Consider the following 17243-nt stretch of genomic DNA (forward strand, 5'->3'; position numbering starts at 1 on the left):
TTCAGCGGCTCACAGCTCGTGGCCGAGTGAGGCGCCCAGCCGCGTCACCAGGTCGTGAGCCGCGTCCGGGATCACGGTTCCCGGCGGGAACACCGCCGCCGCGCCCGCCTCGTGCAGCGCGTCGATGTCCTGCGGCGGGATCACCCCGCCCACCACGATCATGATGTCCTCCCGGCCCTCGGCGGCGAGCTCCTCACGCAGCGCCGGGACGAGGGTGAGGTGGCCGGCGGCGAGGGAGGAGACGCCCACGATGTGCACGTCCGCCTCGACCGCCTGGCGGGCGACCTCGCCCGGCGTCTGGAACAGCGGGCCGACGTCCACGTCGAAGCCCAGGTCGGCGAAGGCGGTCGCGATGACCTTCTGGCCGCGGTCGTGCCCGTCCTGGCCCATCTTGGCGACCAGGATCCGCGGACGGCGTCCCTCCGCCTCCTCGAACGCGTCGACCAGCGCGCGGGTGCGGTCCACGGACGGCGACTCCCCTGCCTCGTTGCGGTACACACCGGAGATCGTACGGATCTGGCCCGCGTGCCGGCCGTACACCTTCTCCAGGGCGTCCGAGATCTCGCCCACGGTCGCCATCGCCCGCGCCGCGTCGACGGCCAGCGCCAGCAGGTTGCCCTCAAGACCGGGACCCGGATCCCGCCCGGCCGCCTCCGTCAGCGCGCGCAGTGCGTCCTGGCAGGCCTGCTCGTCGCGCTCCTCGCGCAGCCGCCGCAGTTTCTCCAGCTGCTGGGCGCGCACGGAGGAGTTGTCGACCTTGAGGACGTCGATCTTCTCGTCGGTCTCCACGCGGTACTTGTTGACGCCGATGACGGGCTGGCGTCCGGAGTCGATGCGGGCCTGGGTGCGGGCCGCGGCCTCCTCGATACGGAGCTTGGGGATGCCGGCGTCGATGGCCTTGGCCATGCCGCCCGCCGCCTCGACCTCCTCGATGTGCTGCCAGGCCCGCCGCGCCAGGTCGTACGTCAGCTTCTCCACGTACGCGCTGCCGCCCCACGGGTCGATGACCCGGCCCGTGCCGGACTCCTGCTGGAGCAGGAGCTGGGTGTTGCGGGCGATGCGGGCCGAGAAGTCGGTGGGCAGCGCGAGGGCTTCGTCCAGGGCGTTGGTGTGCAGGGACTGGGTGTGGCCCTGGGTCGCGGCCATCGCCTCCACACACGTGCGGGTGACGTTGTTGAACACGTCCTGCGCCGTCAGTGACCATCCCGACGTCTGCGAATGAGTGCGCAGGGAAAGCGACTTGGCGTTCTTCGGCTCGAACTCCCTGACGAGCTTGGCCCACAGCAGGCGGGCGGCCCGGAGCTTGGCGACCTCCATGAAGAAGTTCATGCCGATCGCCCAGAAGAACGACAGCCGCGGCGCGAACGCGTCGACATCGAGACCCGCGTCGCGTCCGGCCCGCAGGTACTCCACCCCGTCCGCCAGGGTGTAGGCCAGTTCCAGGTCGGCCGTGGCCCCGGCCTCCTGGATGTGGTAGCCGGAGATGGAGATCGAGTTGTAGCGCGGCATCTTCTGCGAGGTGAACGAGAAGATGTCGGAGATGATCCGCATCGAGGGCTTCGGCGGATAGATATAGGTGTTGCGGACCATGAACTCCTTCAGAATGTCGTTCTGAATGGTCCCGGCCAGCTTCTCGGGCGCGACGCCCTGCTCCTCGGCAGCCACGATGTACAGGGCGAGTACGGGCAGCACCGCGCCGTTCATCGTCATCGACACGGACATCTTGTCCAGCGGGATGCCGTCGAACAGCTGGCGCATGTCGTAGATCGAGTCGATCGCCACACCGGCCATGCCGACGTCACCGGTCACCCGCGGGTGGTCGCTGTCGTAGCCGCGGTGGGTCGGCAGGTCGAACGCGACCGAGAGACCCTTCTGCCCGGCCGCCAGGTTGCGGCGGTAGAAGGCGTTGGACTCCTCGGCGGTGGAGAAACCCGCGTACTGCCGGATCGTCCAGGGCTGGTTCACGTACATCGTCGGATACGGGCCCCGCAGATACGGCGCCACCCCCGGATACGTCCCCAGGAAGTCGATGCCCTCCAGGTCCTGCCCGGTGTACAGCGGCTTGACCGCGATGCCCTCGGGGGTCCCCCACAGCAGGTCGCCCTCGGAGCTCCCGGAGGACTCCTTGACCGCGGTACGCCACTGGTCCTCGGTCACCTCGGCGCCGTCGCCCGGCCCGAGCTCGATGTCGGAGAAATCGGGGATCCGCATTACGCCACACCCATACGGTCGAGAACGGAAGAGAGCACGGCCACCACGTCACATCCGGCGAAGACGTACTCGTCGACGCCCGGGTGCGCCCCGGGCCGTCCCGCCAGGTACACCCGCTGCGCGCCGGCGGCGACGAGCGCCTCGGCGACCTCGCCGGCCTGTTCGGCGTAGAGCGCGTCACTGGAACACAGGCACACCACGTCCGTTCCCGCCGCGGCGAGGGCCGCCGCGGCCGACGAGGCGTCCACCTGTACCGGCTCGTGGACGGGTTCGATGCCGCCCGCCTGGAACAGGTTCGCGGCGAACGAGGCGCGAGCGGTGTGTGCCGAGGCGGGACCGAGCGCGGCGAGGAAGACCCGCGGCCGGGCGCCGGTCGCCAGCAGATGGGCGTCCGAACGGGCGCGCAGCGCCTCGAAGGCCTCGTCGCGGCGGACCACCGGGAGGCCGCCACCCCCGGTCGCGGCCGGCGGCACCGGCTCGCGCTCCACCGCGCGTTCCGCGAGCTGAGGGAATTCACTCACGCCGGTGATCGGTTCCTTGCGCCGCGCCAGGTCCTTGCTGCGGGCGGCCCAGGTGGCCGCGATCCGGTCCGCGACCATGCCCGAACGGAGCGCCGCGGCCTGACCGCCGGCCCGCTCGATCTCCTGGAAGAAGGCCCAGGAGGCGTCCGCGAGTTCGTCGGTCAGGCGTTCCACATACCAGGAACCGCCCGCCGGGTCGATGACCCGGGCCAGATGGGACTCCTCCAGCAGGATCGTCGACGTGTTGCGGGCGATGCGCCGGGCGAACGCGTCCGGGAGACCCAGCGCGTGGTCGAAGGGCAGCACGGTCACGGCGTCGGCGCCACCGACGCCGGCGCCCAGACAGGCCAGCGTGGTCCGCAGCATGTTCACCCATGGATCGCGCCGCGTCATCATCACCGGCGACGTCACCGCGTGCTGGCGCTGCGCCCCGGCCTCCGGCGCCCCGCAGACCTCGGTGACCCGGGCCCACAGCCGGCGGGCCGCGCGCAGCTTGGCGATCGTCAGGAACTGGTCGGCGGTGGCCGCGTACCGGAACTCCAGCTGGGCGCAGGCCTCGTCGACCCCGAGTCCCGCGTCGGTCAGCGCGCGCAGATAGGCGACGCCCGTGGCCAGCGAAGTACCCAGCTCCTGCGCCGCCGAGCCGCCGGCCTCGTGGTACGGCAGCGCGTCCACGGTCAGCGCCCGCAGCCCGGGATACCCGGCCGCGCAGTGCCTTGCCCAGCGCACGGCGGACGTCAGGTCCGCCTCGTCGCCGCTGCGGGCGGCCTGCCCGAGCGGGTCTGCCCCGAGGTTGCCGCGCACCGCGTCCGCCGGGACGCCGCGCTCCTGGTGAAGCCGGAACAACTCCGTGGCCGCGGCGTCGAGTTCGTCCCCGGCGTCGAGTACGAGCGGTGCCAGGTCGAGGTGGACGCCTTCCAGCGCCCGCGCCAGACCGGAGACCGGCACACCGCCGACGCCTCCGACGGTCAGCCACAACGAGGTGGCGCCGTTCTCCAGGTCCCCGAGCACGGACTCGTTGAGCCGTACGGGATCCGTCGACGTGTGCTGCTGCCGTACGCCCCAGCCGCCCGCCGTACTTCCCTGCGGCGTGCTGCCGCGGGTGAACGGGGCGAAGCCCGGGAGACCGGCATCGGGCGCGTCGTCGCGCGAGGTGTAGAGGGGGCGCGTGATGAGCCCGTCCTCCACCGTGGTGGACAGTGCTTCCTCGGCGGCCGAACCCGAAACGTCCTTGCCCGACTTGCGCAGCACACCTTCGACAAGGCTCTGCCACTGCTCGTGGGCGGGGTCAGGGAATTCGGCGGCCAACGAAAGCCCGTCAGCAGGCTGGACCGTCATGCCCAGATGCTAGGACAGGTCCCGGACGGGCAGCAGAGGCCCGGCCTGTGACCTTGCCCTCTCTCCGAACGCACTTGATCCTTCACGTACGGTCGCGTAGGGCGGCGTCCGCATGCGCCGCATGGCTGCCCCTTCGCGGGCCGGCAGATCCGGGCGGGCGCCGGTTGCCGGCAGCCGTGGCCGATGCGCATCCTCCGGCCGGTGACGATTTGCCACAGTGCGGCAATAAATGTCCGAAGTTATGCTGCTGGCAATTCATCCTTCCGGAGAGGACACGCCCGTGGCTGTGGGACCTGTGGAGTACCTCGTCGTCGCTTTCCCGGGCAGCCGGTTCACCGGTGCCATCGCGCCGGCGCTGGCGGAAGCGGTGGCGTCCAAGGCGGTGCGCATCATCGACCTGACCTTCGTGTACCGGTCCGAGGACGGTGCGATCGACATCGTCGAACTGGACGACCTCGACCCGGAGGACCTGGTCTCCTTCGAGCCGGTCGAGGGTGAGGCCGGCGCCCTGCTGAACAGTGATGACATCCGGACCCTCGGCGAGAGCGTGCCACCGGGCAGTTCCGCGGCGCTGATCGTGTGGGAGGACCTCTGGGCGCTGCCCCTCACCGAGGCGGTCCGCGCGTCGGGCGGACAACTCGTCGCCCATGAGCGGATTCCCGCAGACGTCGCGGAGGCCGCAGTGGCAGCCGCCGCGTCCGCAAGCTGACAACGCACCGCACCGGAAAGGCGTACGACATGCCGATCTTTCGAGGACCTGGAATGAACCGTCGCGGGCCCGGTCTGCTCGGCGCCGCGGCGCGCACGGCCGTCGTCGCGGGAACCGCCTCGGCGGTCAGCGGCCGCGTTCAGCGGCGCCAGCAGGCGAGGTTCGCCGAGGACGACTCCGAGCAGATGGCCGAGGAGCAGATGCGTCAGCAGATGCAGATGCAGGCCGCCCAGCAGCAGGCGGCCCAGCAACAGGCCGCTCAGCAGCAGGCCGCCCAGGCACCCGCCGACGATCTCATCGGCCAACTGGAGCGACTGGCGGAGCTGAAGAAGCAAGGCATCCTGAACGATGCCGAGTTCGAGGCCCAGAAGGCAAGACTTCTGGCCGAGTGAGACCCGCCGGGCAGCAGTGGCCGGCCCGGCGCCGGGCCCGGCCGGTGAGAACGTGATTTCTCCCTGTCGCGATTCTTTCCGCGGGCGCGCTTGCTGCGGCCTCTCCGCGCCTCTCTCCATGGCTTCTCCGGGGCCTTTCCGCTGACTCCGCGCCGCAGAACGGGCTGGGCCGCGCCACACCCGGTGGCGCGGCGGCGGATTCCGGACGGCGCGTGAGCGCCACGCCCCAGGTCGGAAGCGTTGCGCACGCCTCCTGTCGCACCCCCTCGGTCCGCGTGCGCGCGATCGATGATCACCGGCGTTTTACTTTGTCGATTTCCCGACATCATGCGACTTTTGATCCGGCCAGGCCGAAATCAATTCGGATACGTGTCGGGAAAAGAGGAATCTCATCGTGCAAACCGCCAGGGCCGTCCCGGCAGCCTCTGTTCTCAACCTGCGGGATCTGGGCGGCATCGCTCTCGGGCCCGGCCGGCAGGTGCGACCCGGCGTGGTGCTGCGCTCGGGCCAGCTCAGCGGGCACGACCCGGTACACGACGCGACGGTGGCCGTGCTCGGCATCCGTACGGTCGTCGACCTGCGGACCGCGGACGAACGGGCCTCGGCCCCCGACCGTCTGCCGCCCGGCGCCCGGCTGTTCGTCGCCGACGTGCTCGGGGACGATCCGGGCGTGGCGCCGGCCAGGCTCCGCGCCCTGCTCGCCGATCCGGTCGAGACCGAGCGGCTGCTGGGGGGCGGGAAGGCCGAGGAGATGTTCGCCGAGACCTACCGGCAGGTGGTGCTCTCGCCGCGTGCGGCTGCCGCCTACCGGGCCTTCCTCGAGACGGCGGCCGACGCCGCCGCGCGCCCGGTGCTCTTCCACTGCACGACGGGCAAGGACCGGGCGGGCTGGGGGGCGGTCCTGCTGCTGCTCCTCCTCGGTGCCTCGCGCGATGTCGTCCGGGAAGAGTTCCTCTCCGTGAACCCGGTGATGCGGGTCGCCTTCCGGCCGTCCGTGCAGAGCTATCTCGACGCGGGCGGCGACCCGGAGATCGCCTCGGCGATCATCGAGGTCAGGCCCCGCTACCTCGACACGGCGCTGGACGCCATGGACGAGCGCTGGGGAGGGATCGACGGGTACGCGCGCGACGGGCTGCGCATCCCGGAAGCCGCACTGCGGCGGCTGCGGGACGACCTCGTGGTGCCCGCCGGCTGACCGGCCGCACGGCACCACGTGACTCCGCCCCCGGCGCCATCGCCGGGGGCGGAGTCACGTCCGGGCCGGGACGCGGGGCCGCCCTGCGGGAAAGGGCATGCGCCCGCGAGCCGGTGCGGCCGCGCGCCTCACACGTTCAGCAGCCGTTCGGTGAGGTCCCGGTAGTGCTGGAGCGTCACGCGGAGTTCCTCGGTCCGCATGCCGGGATCACCGTCCCGTCCGACGCCTCCGAGCGTGCGCCGTTGCTCTTCGAGTGCGTCCTTGAGGCCCTCGACGACGGAGTCGAACGTGCTCTCGGCTTCCTCGACCGCGCGGCGGGGGCTCTCGACGAACTCGCTCACCGCGTGCTGGATCCGCAGGGCGAGCTTGTCGTGGTCGCCCTCCGGGAAGAGGGGCCGGAGCGCGTGGGGTGCGCGCCCGTCGGTGTCATCCGCCGTGCCGTCTTCGTTCCGGGGCGCTGCGGCGGGGGGCCTCGTCCGCGGCCCCCCGTCCGGGGCGCTGTCCGGCCGCGGCTTTCCTACGGTGCCCGGCGCTCCGGTGCTCGCTGCCCGGGTTTCCCGGGTGCCGCGGTCCGCGCCGGCGTCGGGAGCGGCGGGCCGGGGCCGCTTCGCCGCCTCGGGAGCGTCGCTCGGGACGGGCGGGATGTTTCCGGCGTCGTGCGTCATGCCGTGCCACTTCCTTCCACAGGGTGCGGGTGCCGACGGACAGATCGGTCCGTTCCGTTCGATACGAGGACGTCGAACAGGCCGCGGGCCTCCAGCAGCGCCTCCCGCAGGTCCTCCGTGCCGCCGTCGCCCTGCCGGGCGGCGTGCACCCGGCGATAGCCGTTGACGTGCTCGGCGTGGTGAACGGAGAGCGCGGCGCTCTGCTCCCCGAAGTCGCTGCCGTCGGGGAAGCCGAGGTCCCGGGCCAGTTCGGCCAGCAGGATGTCCGCCTCTGCCACGGCTTGTTGCGGCGCGTCGACGAAGCCGCCCTCGATCCGCGTCCAGCGGTCCGAGTACTGGGCGCGGGCCCCGGGCGTCAGGGGGCGCTCGTGCAGGGAGCGGTGCCGCTTCCACCGCTCGTGCAGCTCACGTTCGGCGGCCTTCGTGTCGCCGTCGTGGCCGGCGACGGCCCGGTCGTACTCGGGCCCGAAGCGACGCCGCATTCCCTGGCCGCCTGCCTGTCGTGTGTACACGAACGCACCTGCGCAGACCGCCACCAGGGCCACCGCGACGATGATCACTACGGTCGTCATGGTCACCACTCCCGCCGGGTCCCGGTTCGCGTGTGGCTGTGCATCACTCTCACCATCCCTTTCGGTCGTGTCCCGTCGTCGTCGTCCGGACGGGCGTGCCGCTCGTGTACCCCGCCGTCGGCGTTGCAAGGCCCGGTGCCCGCCCGCCCGGCCGGTCCGCCCGGCGCTGTGCGGCTGGGTATCGTGAAGGGGCCGCACACCAGAGGCATCTCCGAGAGGGGCATCACGGTGACCGAGCGCAAACCCGCGGGCGTCAGCTTCGAGTCATGGGTCGACAAGCAGATCCGGGAATCCGAGCAGCGGGGTGACGTCTCGCAGCTGCCGGGGTTCGGCAAGCCCCTCGAAGGACTCGACCGCCCCTACGACGAGGCGTGGTGGATCAAGGCGAAGATGGAGCGCGAGGGGATGTCCGTGCTCCCGCCGGCGCTGGCCCTGCGCAAAGAGGCGGAGGAAACCCTCGCCGCCGTGCCCGGGACGCGGACCGAGGCCCAGGTGCGGCGGATGCTGGGCGAGGTGAACGAGAAGATCGCCGAGGCCGTCAGGAGGCCGCCGCCCGGGCCGCTCCTGAAACTCGAACCGTTCGATGTCGAGGCCGTCGTCGAGGAGTGGCGAGCGGCGCGCCGCTCCTCCTGAAGCCTCCGGTGGCGTCTTGCTCCATCCCAGGTGCGTAATACTCGGAGCATGAGATCAGGCATTACTGAGCGGGCGCGCCGGGCCCTGGGCGAAGACGTCGGGGTCAGGCGGGCCGGTGCGCGGGACACAAAGCGCCTGTCCCGGCTCGTGCGAACCTCCCGCGCTTACGAGGGTCCGTACGCACCCATGGTCGCCGGCTACCGGGTGGGCCACGACTACGTCGAGACGCACAGGGTCTTCGCGGCCGTGGGGGAGACCACGGACCGGCTGCTCGGCTTCTACTCCCTGATCATCGACCCGCCGGAACTCGACCTCATGTTCGTCGCCGACCACGCGCAGGGCGCCGGGATCGGGCGCCTGCTCGTCGGACACCTGAGGGACGAAGCGCAGGCGGCCGGACTCACCGAGGTGCGCATCGTCTCGCATCCGCCGGCCGAGGGGTTCTACGCGAGCGTGGGCGCCCACCGGACCGGAACCGTGCGGGCCGCGCCGCCCGCGGTGATGTGGGACCGTCCCGTGCTCGTGCTGCCGGTCGGCTGAGAGCGGCCGGGCAGCCGGCGTCCCGCGACGCGGCGGGCGGCCCCATTGCCGGAGGTCTACGGTGTGGGAAAAGGGGCACGAGACGTACAGGAACTGTGACTAGGCGGACGGAGGTCCACGGTGAGCCCACCCGAGGAGGAGCAGGGACAGGACCGCGGGTGGGGGCGCCGGGAGACGCCGGAGGAACGGGCCGACCGCCGGTGGACCGATCTGCTCCAGGAACTGCGCGTCGCCCAGACCGGCGTACAGATCCTCTTCGGCTTCCTGCTCGCCGTCGTCTTCCAGCCGCGCTTCACGGATCTCTCCGACACCGACCGCACGATCTACGTGATCACGGTGATGTTCGGCTCCGCCACGGCGGGCGCGCTCATCGGGCCCGTGTCGTACCACCGGCTGCTCACGGGGCGGCGGATGAAGCCGCAGACGGTCACCTGGGCGTCCCGCCTGACCGTGATCGGGCTGATCCTGCTGTTCTGCACGATGTGTTCGGCGCTCCTGCTGATCCTGCGGGTGGCGCTGCACAACGCCCTCGCCCTCTGGCTGGTGGGCGGGATGGCGTTGTGGTTCCTCATCTGCTGGTTCGTCTTCCCCGCCTGGGCGCTGACCCGGTCCCACGGCCGTCGGCGGGATCGGTGACGGCACGCGGAGTCAGGGCGCGCCGGTGTCCTCGGCGCGGTGGACGTCCGTGAGAGTGAAGAGCCCGCCGTCCGGATCGACGAGTGTCGCCTCGCGTCCTTCCGGCCGCGACAGTTCCTCGACCAGTGAACCGCCGTGCCTCTGGGCCGACGCGACAGCGACGGCGACGTCATCCACCGGAAAATTGACCTGCCAGTGCGGGCGGACCAGCGGGTCGGGGGCGGCCTCGAGGGCGCCCGAGCTGATCCGGGCCAGCTGGCGCCCGCCGCACTGGACGACCACCTCGTCCTTCGCGTACGCCACCTCGCAGGAGCCGGGCCGTCCGCTTGCCCAGTCCAGGACCTCGCCGTAGAAGATCGCGGCGTCGAACGCGTTGCGCGTGCGCAGCCGCAGCCAGGCGTGCGCATGGCCGTCCGGGGCGGGCGGCGACGTGGCGGGCGCGGTCCGCTCCCAGATGCCGAAGCCCGCACCGTCCCGGTCGGCCGCCAGCGCGCCGCGCCCCTTGCCCAGCGTCAGCGGGCCGACCGCGACGGTTCCGCTGCGCTCCCGGATCCGGGCGGCGGTGGCATCGGCGTCCTGGACGGCGAAGTAGGGCGTCCACGCCACCGCCACCTGGAAGGTGGTCGCCACGGCGCCGATCCCGGCGACGGGTACGTCACCGCGGCGGGCGACCGAGAACTCCTGGCCGAGCTTGCCCGGCCGGAACGTCCAGCCCATCACCGGGCCGTAGAACTCCTGGGCGGACTCCAGGTTCAGGGTCATCAGATTGACCCAGCAGGGCGCCGCCGACCCGGTCAGCGGTGCGGGCGCGGATGCCGTACCAGAGGTACTTCCGGTCATGGTCCTACTGCCTTCATGGGGAGTGCGGCAGATGAATGCCGATGGCCCTCGGGGCCCTCACCAGCCTCTCCGCGGGCGGCCGCTCCCGCAACACGCGGCGACGCGGCCGACCGGTCAAAGGCGCGGGCGGCCGCGAGAAGGGGCGTTTGCGGGGAAAGGCGACCGATCCGGGACGGTGCCTGCCCCGTTCGGAACGCGGGGGCCGCTCAGTCGCGGCGCTCGTCGTCGTCCCGGTGGAGCGTCTCGTTCCCGTGATCGCCGAGCTCGTAGGGCGACAGCCCACGGCCATCCGGCGGGAAGGCGTCGTCGCCGTGGACATCGGGCTCCTCGACGTGCGCGCGGTGGTCCGGCGTCAGCGGCTGCTCCTCGGGCCGGGGCGGCGGCAGTTCCTGGTCGCGCCGCCGCTTGCCCAGCCAGAAGGCGCCGATCAGCACAGCCACCAGGACCACGCCGACGACACCCAGCACCGCCCCGGTCGCGCCCCGTCCGTCCGCGAGGGTGATGGCCAGGGAATTCAGGGCTCCATCCGATACATCCATGCTTGCCGGATACCCCAGGGTGAGGCTGTCACTCAACTCTGGCATCGAATTCATGTTTTAAGTGGATAAAGCCACTGAAAATGTTTGGGACGGCGTGGGCTGCTCGTTCACGGGTACCCGCGGGGCTTCCGGGCCACCCGTGTCGCAGGCGTCCGCCCGCGGGGTGAGCCTGGAAGTGACCCCATGGGAAGGAACCGCGGTGAACAGCACACAGGCAAAGCAGCAGTCCGAGGAGAACCGGGACGGCCGCGAGGTGTCGGTCGTGGTCAGCGGGTGCGGGAAGGACGACGCGCGCACGGTCTTCGACGTGCTTCGGGCCGCCTTCGTCACCGACCGGGCCTCGGCCGACGTACCCCAGGAGGTCGACGGCAAGCGGCCCACGGCATGGGTCGTGACCGTCGACGTCACGGAGGCCCGGGTGGTGTCCGGGTCCGTGGAGCTCGGTGAGCCCGTCACCGTCGACGTGCAGGGCGGCTACCGGGCGGTCGACCGGCTCCGGCAGGGCCTGGCGGACGCCTTCGCCGTGCAGGTCGTCGGCACGGTCTCCGGCGACCAGGAGGAGGAGGTCCGGCTGCGGCTGAAGAACAAGTAGGCCGAACGCCACGCCGCTGCGGCTTCACGACGCGGAGCCGCCACCAGGCTGGTAGAAAGCAGACAAAACTACCTCTCGAAAGGTGCCGTCACGTGGACCCGACCACCACCCGGGGGAGGAGCGGCGAGGGTGAGGAGCGGGCAACCGGCCACCGTTCCACCCTCACCCTCACCGTCAACGGAACCGATCACACCCTGACGCTCGACCACCGCACCACGGTCCTGGACGCGCTGCGCGGACACCTGGGCCTGACCGGGGCGAAGAAGGGCTGTGACCATGGCCAGTGCGGCGCCTGCACCGTGCTCGTGGACGGCCGGCGCGCCAACAGCTGTCTGCTGCTGGCCGTGGCGCAGGACGGGGCCCGGATCACCACGGTCGAGGGCCTGGCCGACAGCGGCCGGCTGCACCCGCTCCAGGAGGCCTTTCTGGAGCGTGACGCGCTCCAGTGCGGTTACTGCACGCCCGGGCAGATCTGCTCGGGCGTCGGCGTTCTGGGTGAGGCGCAGGACGGCTTCCCGTCCCACGCGACCGCGCCCACCGCGCCCGTCACCGCCCCGGTGGCACTCGACGCCGCCGAGATCCGCGAACGGATGAGCGGCAACCTGTGCCGGTGCGGCGCCTACCCCCGTATCGTCGAGGCGATCGGGGATGTCGCGTCGTGAAGCCCTTCGCCTATGTGCGCGCGGAATCGGTCGCCGAAGCGGTTCGCGAGAGCGCCGCCCGTCCCGGGGCCCGGTTCCTCGGCGGCGGCACCAACCTGGTCGACCTGATGAAACTCGGCGTGGAGCGTCCCGGCCTCCTCATCGACGTCAGCCGGCTGCCGCTGGACCGGGTCACGGACACGGCCGACGGCGGACTGCGCATCGGGGCCACCGTCCGCAACAGCGACCTGGCCGCCCACCCCGCTGTCCGTACGCGCTATCCCGTGCTCTCCCAGGCGCTGCTGGCCGGGGCCTCGGGCCAACTGCGCAACACCGCCACCACCGGCGGGAACCTGCTCCAGCGCACCCGCTGCCCCTACTTCCAGGACACGTCGAAGCCCTGCAACAAGCGGGAACCCGGCAGCGGCTGCCCGGCCCGTGAGGGCGCCCACCGCGACCTCGCGGTCATCGGTCATTCGACCGCGTGCGTGGCCACCCATCCTTCGGACATGGCGGTGGCGCTCGCGGCCCTCGACGCCGTGGTGCTCCTGCACGGACCGGACGGCGAACGGACGGTGGCCGTCGCCGAGTTCCACCGTCTGCCCGGGGACGACCCGAGTGCGGACACCGTGATCCGGCCGGACGAAATGATCACCGAGGTGGTCCTTCCTCCGCTTCCCGAGGGCACGGTCTCCCTCTACCGCAAAGCCCGCGACCGTGCCTCGTTCGCGTTCGCCCTCGCCTCCGTGGCGGCCGTCCTGCGGGTGCGCGACGGGCGGATCGAGCACGCCGCGCTGGCGTTCGGCGGACTCGCCCACCGGCCGTGGCGCGCCCGCACCGCCGAGGAGGCGCTGCGCGGCGCACCCGCGGGCGATGCCGTGTACCTGAGCGCGGTGGACGCCGAACTGGCCGCGGCCCGGCCGCTGCGCGACAACGCGTTCAAGGTGACTCTGGCCCGGCACCTGGCCGTCGACGTCCTGGCCGCACTCACCACCCGCGCCTGAAGATGCCCCCGCCTGAAGATGCCCGCGCCCGAAGATGCCCGTGCCTGAAGATGCCAGGGCCAGAGGGCGCCGGCGCCCGAAAACGCCAGGGCTCGAAGGCGCCGACGCTTGAAGATGCCGACGTTTGAAGACGCCGACGTTTGAAGACGCACGCCCCCCGGGGCGCCCGCCAGCGGTGCCCCCCGAACAGCCGAGGATTCCGCCATGAGCCACGCCCCCCAGCCGCTCGGCGCACCCGTCGTCCGCCGTGAGGGCCGGGACAAGGTGACCGGCGTCGCCCGCTACGCCGCCGAGCGCCACCTGCCCGGCTGCCTGTACGCCTGGCCGGTGCCCGCCACCGTGCCCTGCGGCCGGGTCGCCGCGATCCGGACCACCGACGCCCTCGCCCTCCCCGGTGTGCAGGCCGTCCTCACCCACGAGAACGCGCCAAGGACCCGGGAGCCGGACGACCCGATCCTCGCCGTGCTCCAGAACGACCGTGTGCCGCACCGCGGCTGGCAGATCGCTCTGGTGGTGGCCGACACCCTCGAAGGCGCACGGGCCGGCGCCGAGGCGCTGGACATCACCTACGAGACCGCCCCGCACGACACCGTCCTCACCGCCGACCACGCCGGCCTGTACACCCCGGAGACCGCCAACGGCGGGTACCCGGCCGTCCGCGAACGCGGCGACGCCGACCGCGCGTTCGCCGCGGCCCCCGTTCAGGTGGACGCCACGTACACGCTCGGGCCGCTGCACAACCACCCCATGGAGCCGCACGCCACGACCGCGCTCTGGTCGCAGGACGGGCGGCTCACCCTGTACGACTCCAGCCAGGGCGCCACCAAGGTGCGCGACAGTCTCGCCACCGTGTTCGGACTCCGCCCGGACCAGGTCACCGTGGTGTCGGAACACGTCGGCGGCGGATTCGGCAGCAAGGGAACTCCTCGCCCCCAGGCCGTGCTCGCCGCCATGGCCGCGCTCCACACGGGACGTCCCGTGGAACTGGCCATGCCCCGGCGCCACATGGCCGCCGTCGTCGGCCACCGGGCACCCACCGTGCAGCGCGTCCGGCTCGGGGCGGCGAACGACGGGACCCTCACCTCGGTGGCCCAGGAGATCATCACGCACACCTCCACCGTCAAGGAGTTCGTGGAACAGGCCGCCGTCCCGGCCCGCGTGATGTACGGATCCGCGCACAGCCGGACCGTCCACCGGGTCGCCGCGCTCGACGTACCGAGCCCGTCCTGGATGCGCGCCCCGGGCGAGGCGCCCGGCATGTACGCCCTCGAATCAGCCATGGACGAACTCGCCTCCGGCCTCGGGCTCGACCCCGTCGAACTGCGCCTGCGCAACGATCCGGCCGCCGAGCCCGACTCCGGCAAGCCCTTCAGCAGCCGCGGTCTCGCCGCCTGCCTCCGGGAGGGGGCCGCACGCTTCGGCTGGAACGACCGCGACCCGCGCCCGGCCGTCCGCCGGGAAGGCGCCCTGCTGCTCGGTACGGGCGTCGCCGCCGCGACGTACCCGGTCTACGCCTCCGCCTCCCACGCCTCGGCGCACGCGGAACCCGACGGCTCCTACCGCATCGCCGTGAACGCCACCGACATCGGCACCGGCGCCCGGACCGTCCTGGCCCAGATCGCCGCACAGGTGCTGGAGACACCGGTGGAGAACGTGCGGGTCGATATCGGGAACAGCGATCTGCCGGACGCCCCGCTGGCCGGCGGCTCCTCCGGCACCGCCTCCTGGGGCTGGTCCGTACACAAGGCGGCCACCGCCCTCGTGCAGCGGCTGGGCGAGAGCTCCGGACCGCTGCCCGCCGCCGGAGTGACCGTCACCGCGGACACCACCGAGGAGACGGCCGAGGAGTCGCGCTACGCCCGCCACGCGTTCGGGGCCCACTTCGCGGAGGCCGCGGTCGACTCGCGGACCGGTGAGGTCCGCGTGCGCCGGATGCTCGGGGTCTTCGCCGCCGGGCACATCCTCAACTCCCGTACCGCACGCTCCCAGCTCATCGGCGGCATGACCATGGGGCTCGGCATGGCCCTGACCGAGGGCGGCTCGCTCGACCCGGTCTTCGGGGACTTCACCGAGAGCGACCTCGCCTCGTACCACGTGCCGGCCTGCGCCGATGTGACCGGCCTGGAGGCGCACTGGATCGACGAGGACGACCCGCACCTCAACCCCATGGGCAGCAAGGGCATCGGAGAGATCGGCATCGTCGGCGCGGCCGCGGCCCTCGGCAACGCCTTCCACCACGCCACCGGCGTCCGGCTGCGCACGCTCCCGCTCACCCCCGACCGGGTGCTGTCCGCGCTGCACCGAGGCGGGTGATACGCGCCGGTCACCGGGGGTGCGGGGCCGGATGTGTTGCGCATCCGGCCCCGCGGCCTCACCCTGAGGAGTGACCCAGAAGTGACATCTGCTCACTCTTCGTATGCGGGGGTCGTTCGTTCAACGGGCGAAGTACGTGGGCCTCGATGTGAGGAGCCTCGACGATGACCGTTCCACTCGACCGGCACTATCTGGTCGAACTCCAGGTATCGGCAGAGCGTGTGTCCCAGCTGCGACGGATAGTCGCCGCACACCTCCGCCACTGGAGTCTCGAACTCCACATCCGGCCCGTGTGCCGTGCTGTGGAAGAGCTGCTGACCAACGTCCAGCGGCACGTCGGCGACGACAACACCTGTGTCCTCGAACTCCGCTGGTCCGGACGGCACCTCACGGTCTCCGTCGCCGACAACGGTTCCGACATGCCGCGGCTGCTCCAGGAGGGCGGCGGCCTCAGCCGGGTCATGGCCCTCAGCGACAGCTGGGGCACCTGCCGGACGGCCGAGGGCAAGGTCGTCTGGTTCACCCGCTACGCGCAGGAGCCCCAGCACATCGAGCTGGTGCCGCTGCCGCCGCTGCCTGGGGTCCGCGAGTCCCGCCGGGCGCCGGCCGCGGTGGTCGAGGAGTTCCCCACGGCCGCCCCGGTCCGGACCGACGCCCCCGCCCTGCGCATACCCGACCGGCGCGGACCATGCATGCCAGAGGCATGCGATCCGCGCCGGAACGGGGCAGGGTCGGGGGCGAGTGTTCCGGCTTGTAGAGGAGATCGCTGAGTACGACACTCGTGCCGGAGTAGGCCAGCCATCTGCACATGAGCGGCTCCCTTTCCCGAGTGGACGTGCGGAAACGGTCCCGGCGTACTCGGGCCACCGCCACGGTCCCGGCGCACCGAGTCGGTAGCGTGGACAGCACGACGACTCTCGGGCGCGCCGGGACCGTGGCGGTGGCCCGAGTACGCCGGGACCGTTTCCGCACGTCCACTCGGGAAAGGGAGCCGCTCATGTGCAGATGGCTGGCCTACTCCGGCACGAGTGTCGTACTCAGCGATCTCCTCTACAAGCCGGAACACTCGCTCATCGATCAGAGCCTGCACTCGCGCCTGGGCGTCGAGACGACCAACGGCGACGGTTTCGGCGTCGGGTGGTACGGGCCCGAAAGGGACACACCCGCCGTCATCAGGGACACCGGACCCGCGTGGAACAACCGCAATCTGCGGGAGCTCGCGGACCATGTACGGTCTCCGCTGTTCTTCGCGCACGTCCGGGCGTCCACGGGAACGGCGATCCAGCAGACCAACTGCCATCCGTTCCGGCGCGGCCGCTGGATGTGGATGCACAACGGAGCCGTCGCCGACTTCCACCGCCTGCGACGGGCCCTTTCCCTGGCCGTCGACCCGGCGCTGTTCTCCGCCCTGGAAGGATCCACCGACTCGGAGGTGATGTTCTATCTGGCCATCACCTTCGGTCTCGACCAGGACGTGCCGGGCGCCGTGGCACGCATGGCCGGGCTGATCGAACGGCTGGGCCACGAGCACGGTGTGGAGCATCCGCTGCAGATGACCGTGGCGGTGTCCGACGGTGAGCGGCTGTGGGCGTTCCGCTACTCGAGCATGCGCGCGTCCAGGTCGCTGTTCTGCAGCACGGGCGCGGACACCGTGCGGGCACTTCAGCCGGACCTGGACGTCCTGAGGGAGGTGTCCGACGGCACCCGCATGGTGGTCTCCGAACCACTGGGCGGGCTGCCCGGCGAGTGGAACCAGGTGCCCGAGAGCAGTTACGGGGTCATCCAGCCGGGCGCCGACGCGTTCCTCCCCTTCGTTCCCGAACCCGTGTAGGTCCCGCACCCGTTTCCCGGTCGTGTGCAGCTCCCGAACCGTGCGATGCCGGGACGCTCCGGGGGCCGGGC

At 71.7% G+C, this 17243-nt stretch carries 18 protein-coding genes; 12 read left to right on the top strand and 6 right to left on the bottom strand.

Going from position 1 to position 17243, the window contains the following annotated elements:
- Nucleotides 1-9 precede the first annotated feature (9 nt).
- Together scpA and mutA are read right to left on the bottom strand one after the other, a co-directional pair.
- Nucleotides 10-2211, bottom strand: a complete 2202-nt coding sequence (scpA, locus tag EAO72_RS12205) for a methylmalonyl-CoA mutase (protein WP_148017311.1) — start codon at nucleotides 2209-2211, stop codon at nucleotides 10-12.
- Nucleotides 2211-4070: a methylmalonyl-CoA mutase small subunit gene (mutA, locus tag EAO72_RS12210; RefSeq protein ID WP_148017312.1), complete on the bottom strand. Its 1860-nt coding sequence runs from the start codon at nucleotides 4068-4070 to the stop codon at nucleotides 2211-2213. The genes scpA and mutA overlap by 1 nt, the downstream gene beginning before the upstream one ends.
- A 280-nt stretch (nucleotides 4071-4350) precedes the next feature.
- Between mutA and EAO72_RS12215 the strand changes: the two genes are divergently transcribed.
- The 3 genes from EAO72_RS12215 (at nucleotide 4351) to EAO72_RS12225 (ending at nucleotide 6366) form a co-directional block, all read left to right on the top strand.
- On the top strand, nucleotides 4351-4779 hold the full coding sequence (locus EAO72_RS12215) for a DUF1269 domain-containing protein (RefSeq protein ID WP_261991439.1): 429 nt from the start codon (nucleotides 4351-4353) through the stop codon (nucleotides 4777-4779).
- A gap of 53 nt (nucleotides 4780-4832) precedes the next feature.
- Nucleotides 4833-5171 (top strand): SHOCT domain-containing protein, encoded by a 339-nt coding sequence (locus tag EAO72_RS12220; RefSeq protein ID WP_148017313.1) that lies wholly within the window; start codon nucleotides 4833-4835, stop codon nucleotides 5169-5171.
- Between the two features lie 394 nt (nucleotides 5172-5565).
- Nucleotides 5566-6366 (top strand): tyrosine-protein phosphatase, encoded by an 801-nt coding sequence (locus EAO72_RS12225; protein WP_148017314.1) that lies wholly within the window; start codon nucleotides 5566-5568, stop codon nucleotides 6364-6366.
- Between the two features lie 128 nt (nucleotides 6367-6494).
- Here EAO72_RS12225 and EAO72_RS42975 read toward each other — a convergent pair whose 3' ends face one another.
- Complete coding sequence (locus tag EAO72_RS42975) at nucleotides 6495-7031, bottom strand: hypothetical protein (protein ID WP_261991440.1); 537 nt, start codon at nucleotides 7029-7031, stop codon at nucleotides 6495-6497.
- A complete protein-coding gene (locus tag EAO72_RS12235) occupies nucleotides 7028-7603 on the bottom strand; it encodes a hypothetical protein (protein ID WP_187285020.1) in 576 nt (191 codons plus the stop codon). Before EAO72_RS12235 ends, EAO72_RS42975 begins: the two co-directional genes overlap by 4 nt.
- Nucleotides 7604-7831: 228 nt before the next feature.
- Here EAO72_RS12235 and EAO72_RS12240 point away from each other — a divergent pair, with 228 nt between their 5' ends.
- The 3 genes from EAO72_RS12240 (at nucleotide 7832) to EAO72_RS12250 (ending at nucleotide 9412) form a co-directional block, all read left to right on the top strand.
- Nucleotides 7832-8236, top strand: a complete 405-nt coding sequence (locus EAO72_RS12240; RefSeq protein WP_148017316.1) for a DnaJ family domain-containing protein — start codon at nucleotides 7832-7834, stop codon at nucleotides 8234-8236.
- A 48-nt stretch (nucleotides 8237-8284) separates the two neighbouring features.
- The gene (locus EAO72_RS12245) at nucleotides 8285-8776 is read left to right on the top strand and encodes a GNAT family N-acetyltransferase (protein WP_148017317.1); all 492 of its coding nucleotides are present in this window, start codon (nucleotides 8285-8287) and stop codon (nucleotides 8774-8776) included.
- Between the two features lie 120 nt (nucleotides 8777-8896).
- The gene (locus tag EAO72_RS12250) at nucleotides 8897-9412 is read left to right on the top strand and encodes a DUF6328 family protein (RefSeq protein ID WP_148017318.1); all 516 of its coding nucleotides are present in this window, start codon (nucleotides 8897-8899) and stop codon (nucleotides 9410-9412) included.
- A 12-nt stretch (nucleotides 9413-9424) separates the two neighbouring features.
- Here the strand turns inward: EAO72_RS12250 and EAO72_RS12255 are convergent, their stop codons facing one another.
- Nucleotides 9425-10252 carry a VOC family protein gene (locus EAO72_RS12255; protein WP_148017319.1) on the bottom strand — a complete coding sequence of 276 codons (828 nt, stop codon included), beginning with the start codon at nucleotides 10250-10252 and terminating at the stop codon, nucleotides 9425-9427.
- A gap of 206 nt (nucleotides 10253-10458) precedes the next feature.
- Nucleotides 10459-10791: a DUF6479 family protein gene (locus EAO72_RS12260; RefSeq protein ID WP_148017320.1), complete on the bottom strand. Its 333-nt coding sequence runs from the start codon at nucleotides 10789-10791 to the stop codon at nucleotides 10459-10461.
- A gap of 199 nt (nucleotides 10792-10990) precedes the next feature.
- Between EAO72_RS12260 and EAO72_RS12265 the strand changes: the two genes are divergently transcribed.
- The 6 genes from EAO72_RS12265 (at nucleotide 10991) to EAO72_RS12290 (ending at nucleotide 17172) form a co-directional block, all read left to right on the top strand.
- Nucleotides 10991-11383, top strand: a complete 393-nt coding sequence (locus tag EAO72_RS12265) for a hypothetical protein (RefSeq protein WP_148017321.1) — start codon at nucleotides 10991-10993, stop codon at nucleotides 11381-11383.
- A gap of 92 nt (nucleotides 11384-11475) precedes the next feature.
- The gene (locus EAO72_RS12270) at nucleotides 11476-12045 is read left to right on the top strand and encodes a 2Fe-2S iron-sulfur cluster-binding protein (RefSeq protein ID WP_148017322.1); all 570 of its coding nucleotides are present in this window, start codon (nucleotides 11476-11478) and stop codon (nucleotides 12043-12045) included.
- Entirely contained in the window at nucleotides 12042-13028 is a 987-nt protein-coding gene (locus EAO72_RS12275; protein ID WP_148017323.1) for an FAD binding domain-containing protein, read from the top strand. The genes EAO72_RS12270 and EAO72_RS12275 overlap by 4 nt, the downstream gene beginning before the upstream one ends.
- Before the next feature lie 204 nt (nucleotides 13029-13232).
- The gene (locus tag EAO72_RS12280; RefSeq protein ID WP_148017324.1) at nucleotides 13233-15341 is read left to right on the top strand and encodes a xanthine dehydrogenase family protein molybdopterin-binding subunit; all 2109 of its coding nucleotides are present in this window, start codon (nucleotides 13233-13235) and stop codon (nucleotides 15339-15341) included.
- Between the two features lie 164 nt (nucleotides 15342-15505).
- Nucleotides 15506-16111: an ATP-binding protein gene (locus EAO72_RS12285; RefSeq protein ID WP_261991441.1), complete on the top strand. Its 606-nt coding sequence runs from the start codon at nucleotides 15506-15508 to the stop codon at nucleotides 16109-16111.
- Between the two features lie 227 nt (nucleotides 16112-16338).
- On the top strand, nucleotides 16339-17172 hold the full coding sequence (locus EAO72_RS12290) for a class II glutamine amidotransferase (RefSeq protein WP_148017325.1): 834 nt from the start codon (nucleotides 16339-16341) through the stop codon (nucleotides 17170-17172).
- Nucleotides 17173-17243: the final 71 nt, after the last annotated feature.

This window comes from Streptomyces sp. OR43, assembly GCF_008042275.1.
Lineage (GTDB): Bacteria > Actinomycetota > Actinomycetes > Streptomycetales > Streptomycetaceae > Streptomyces.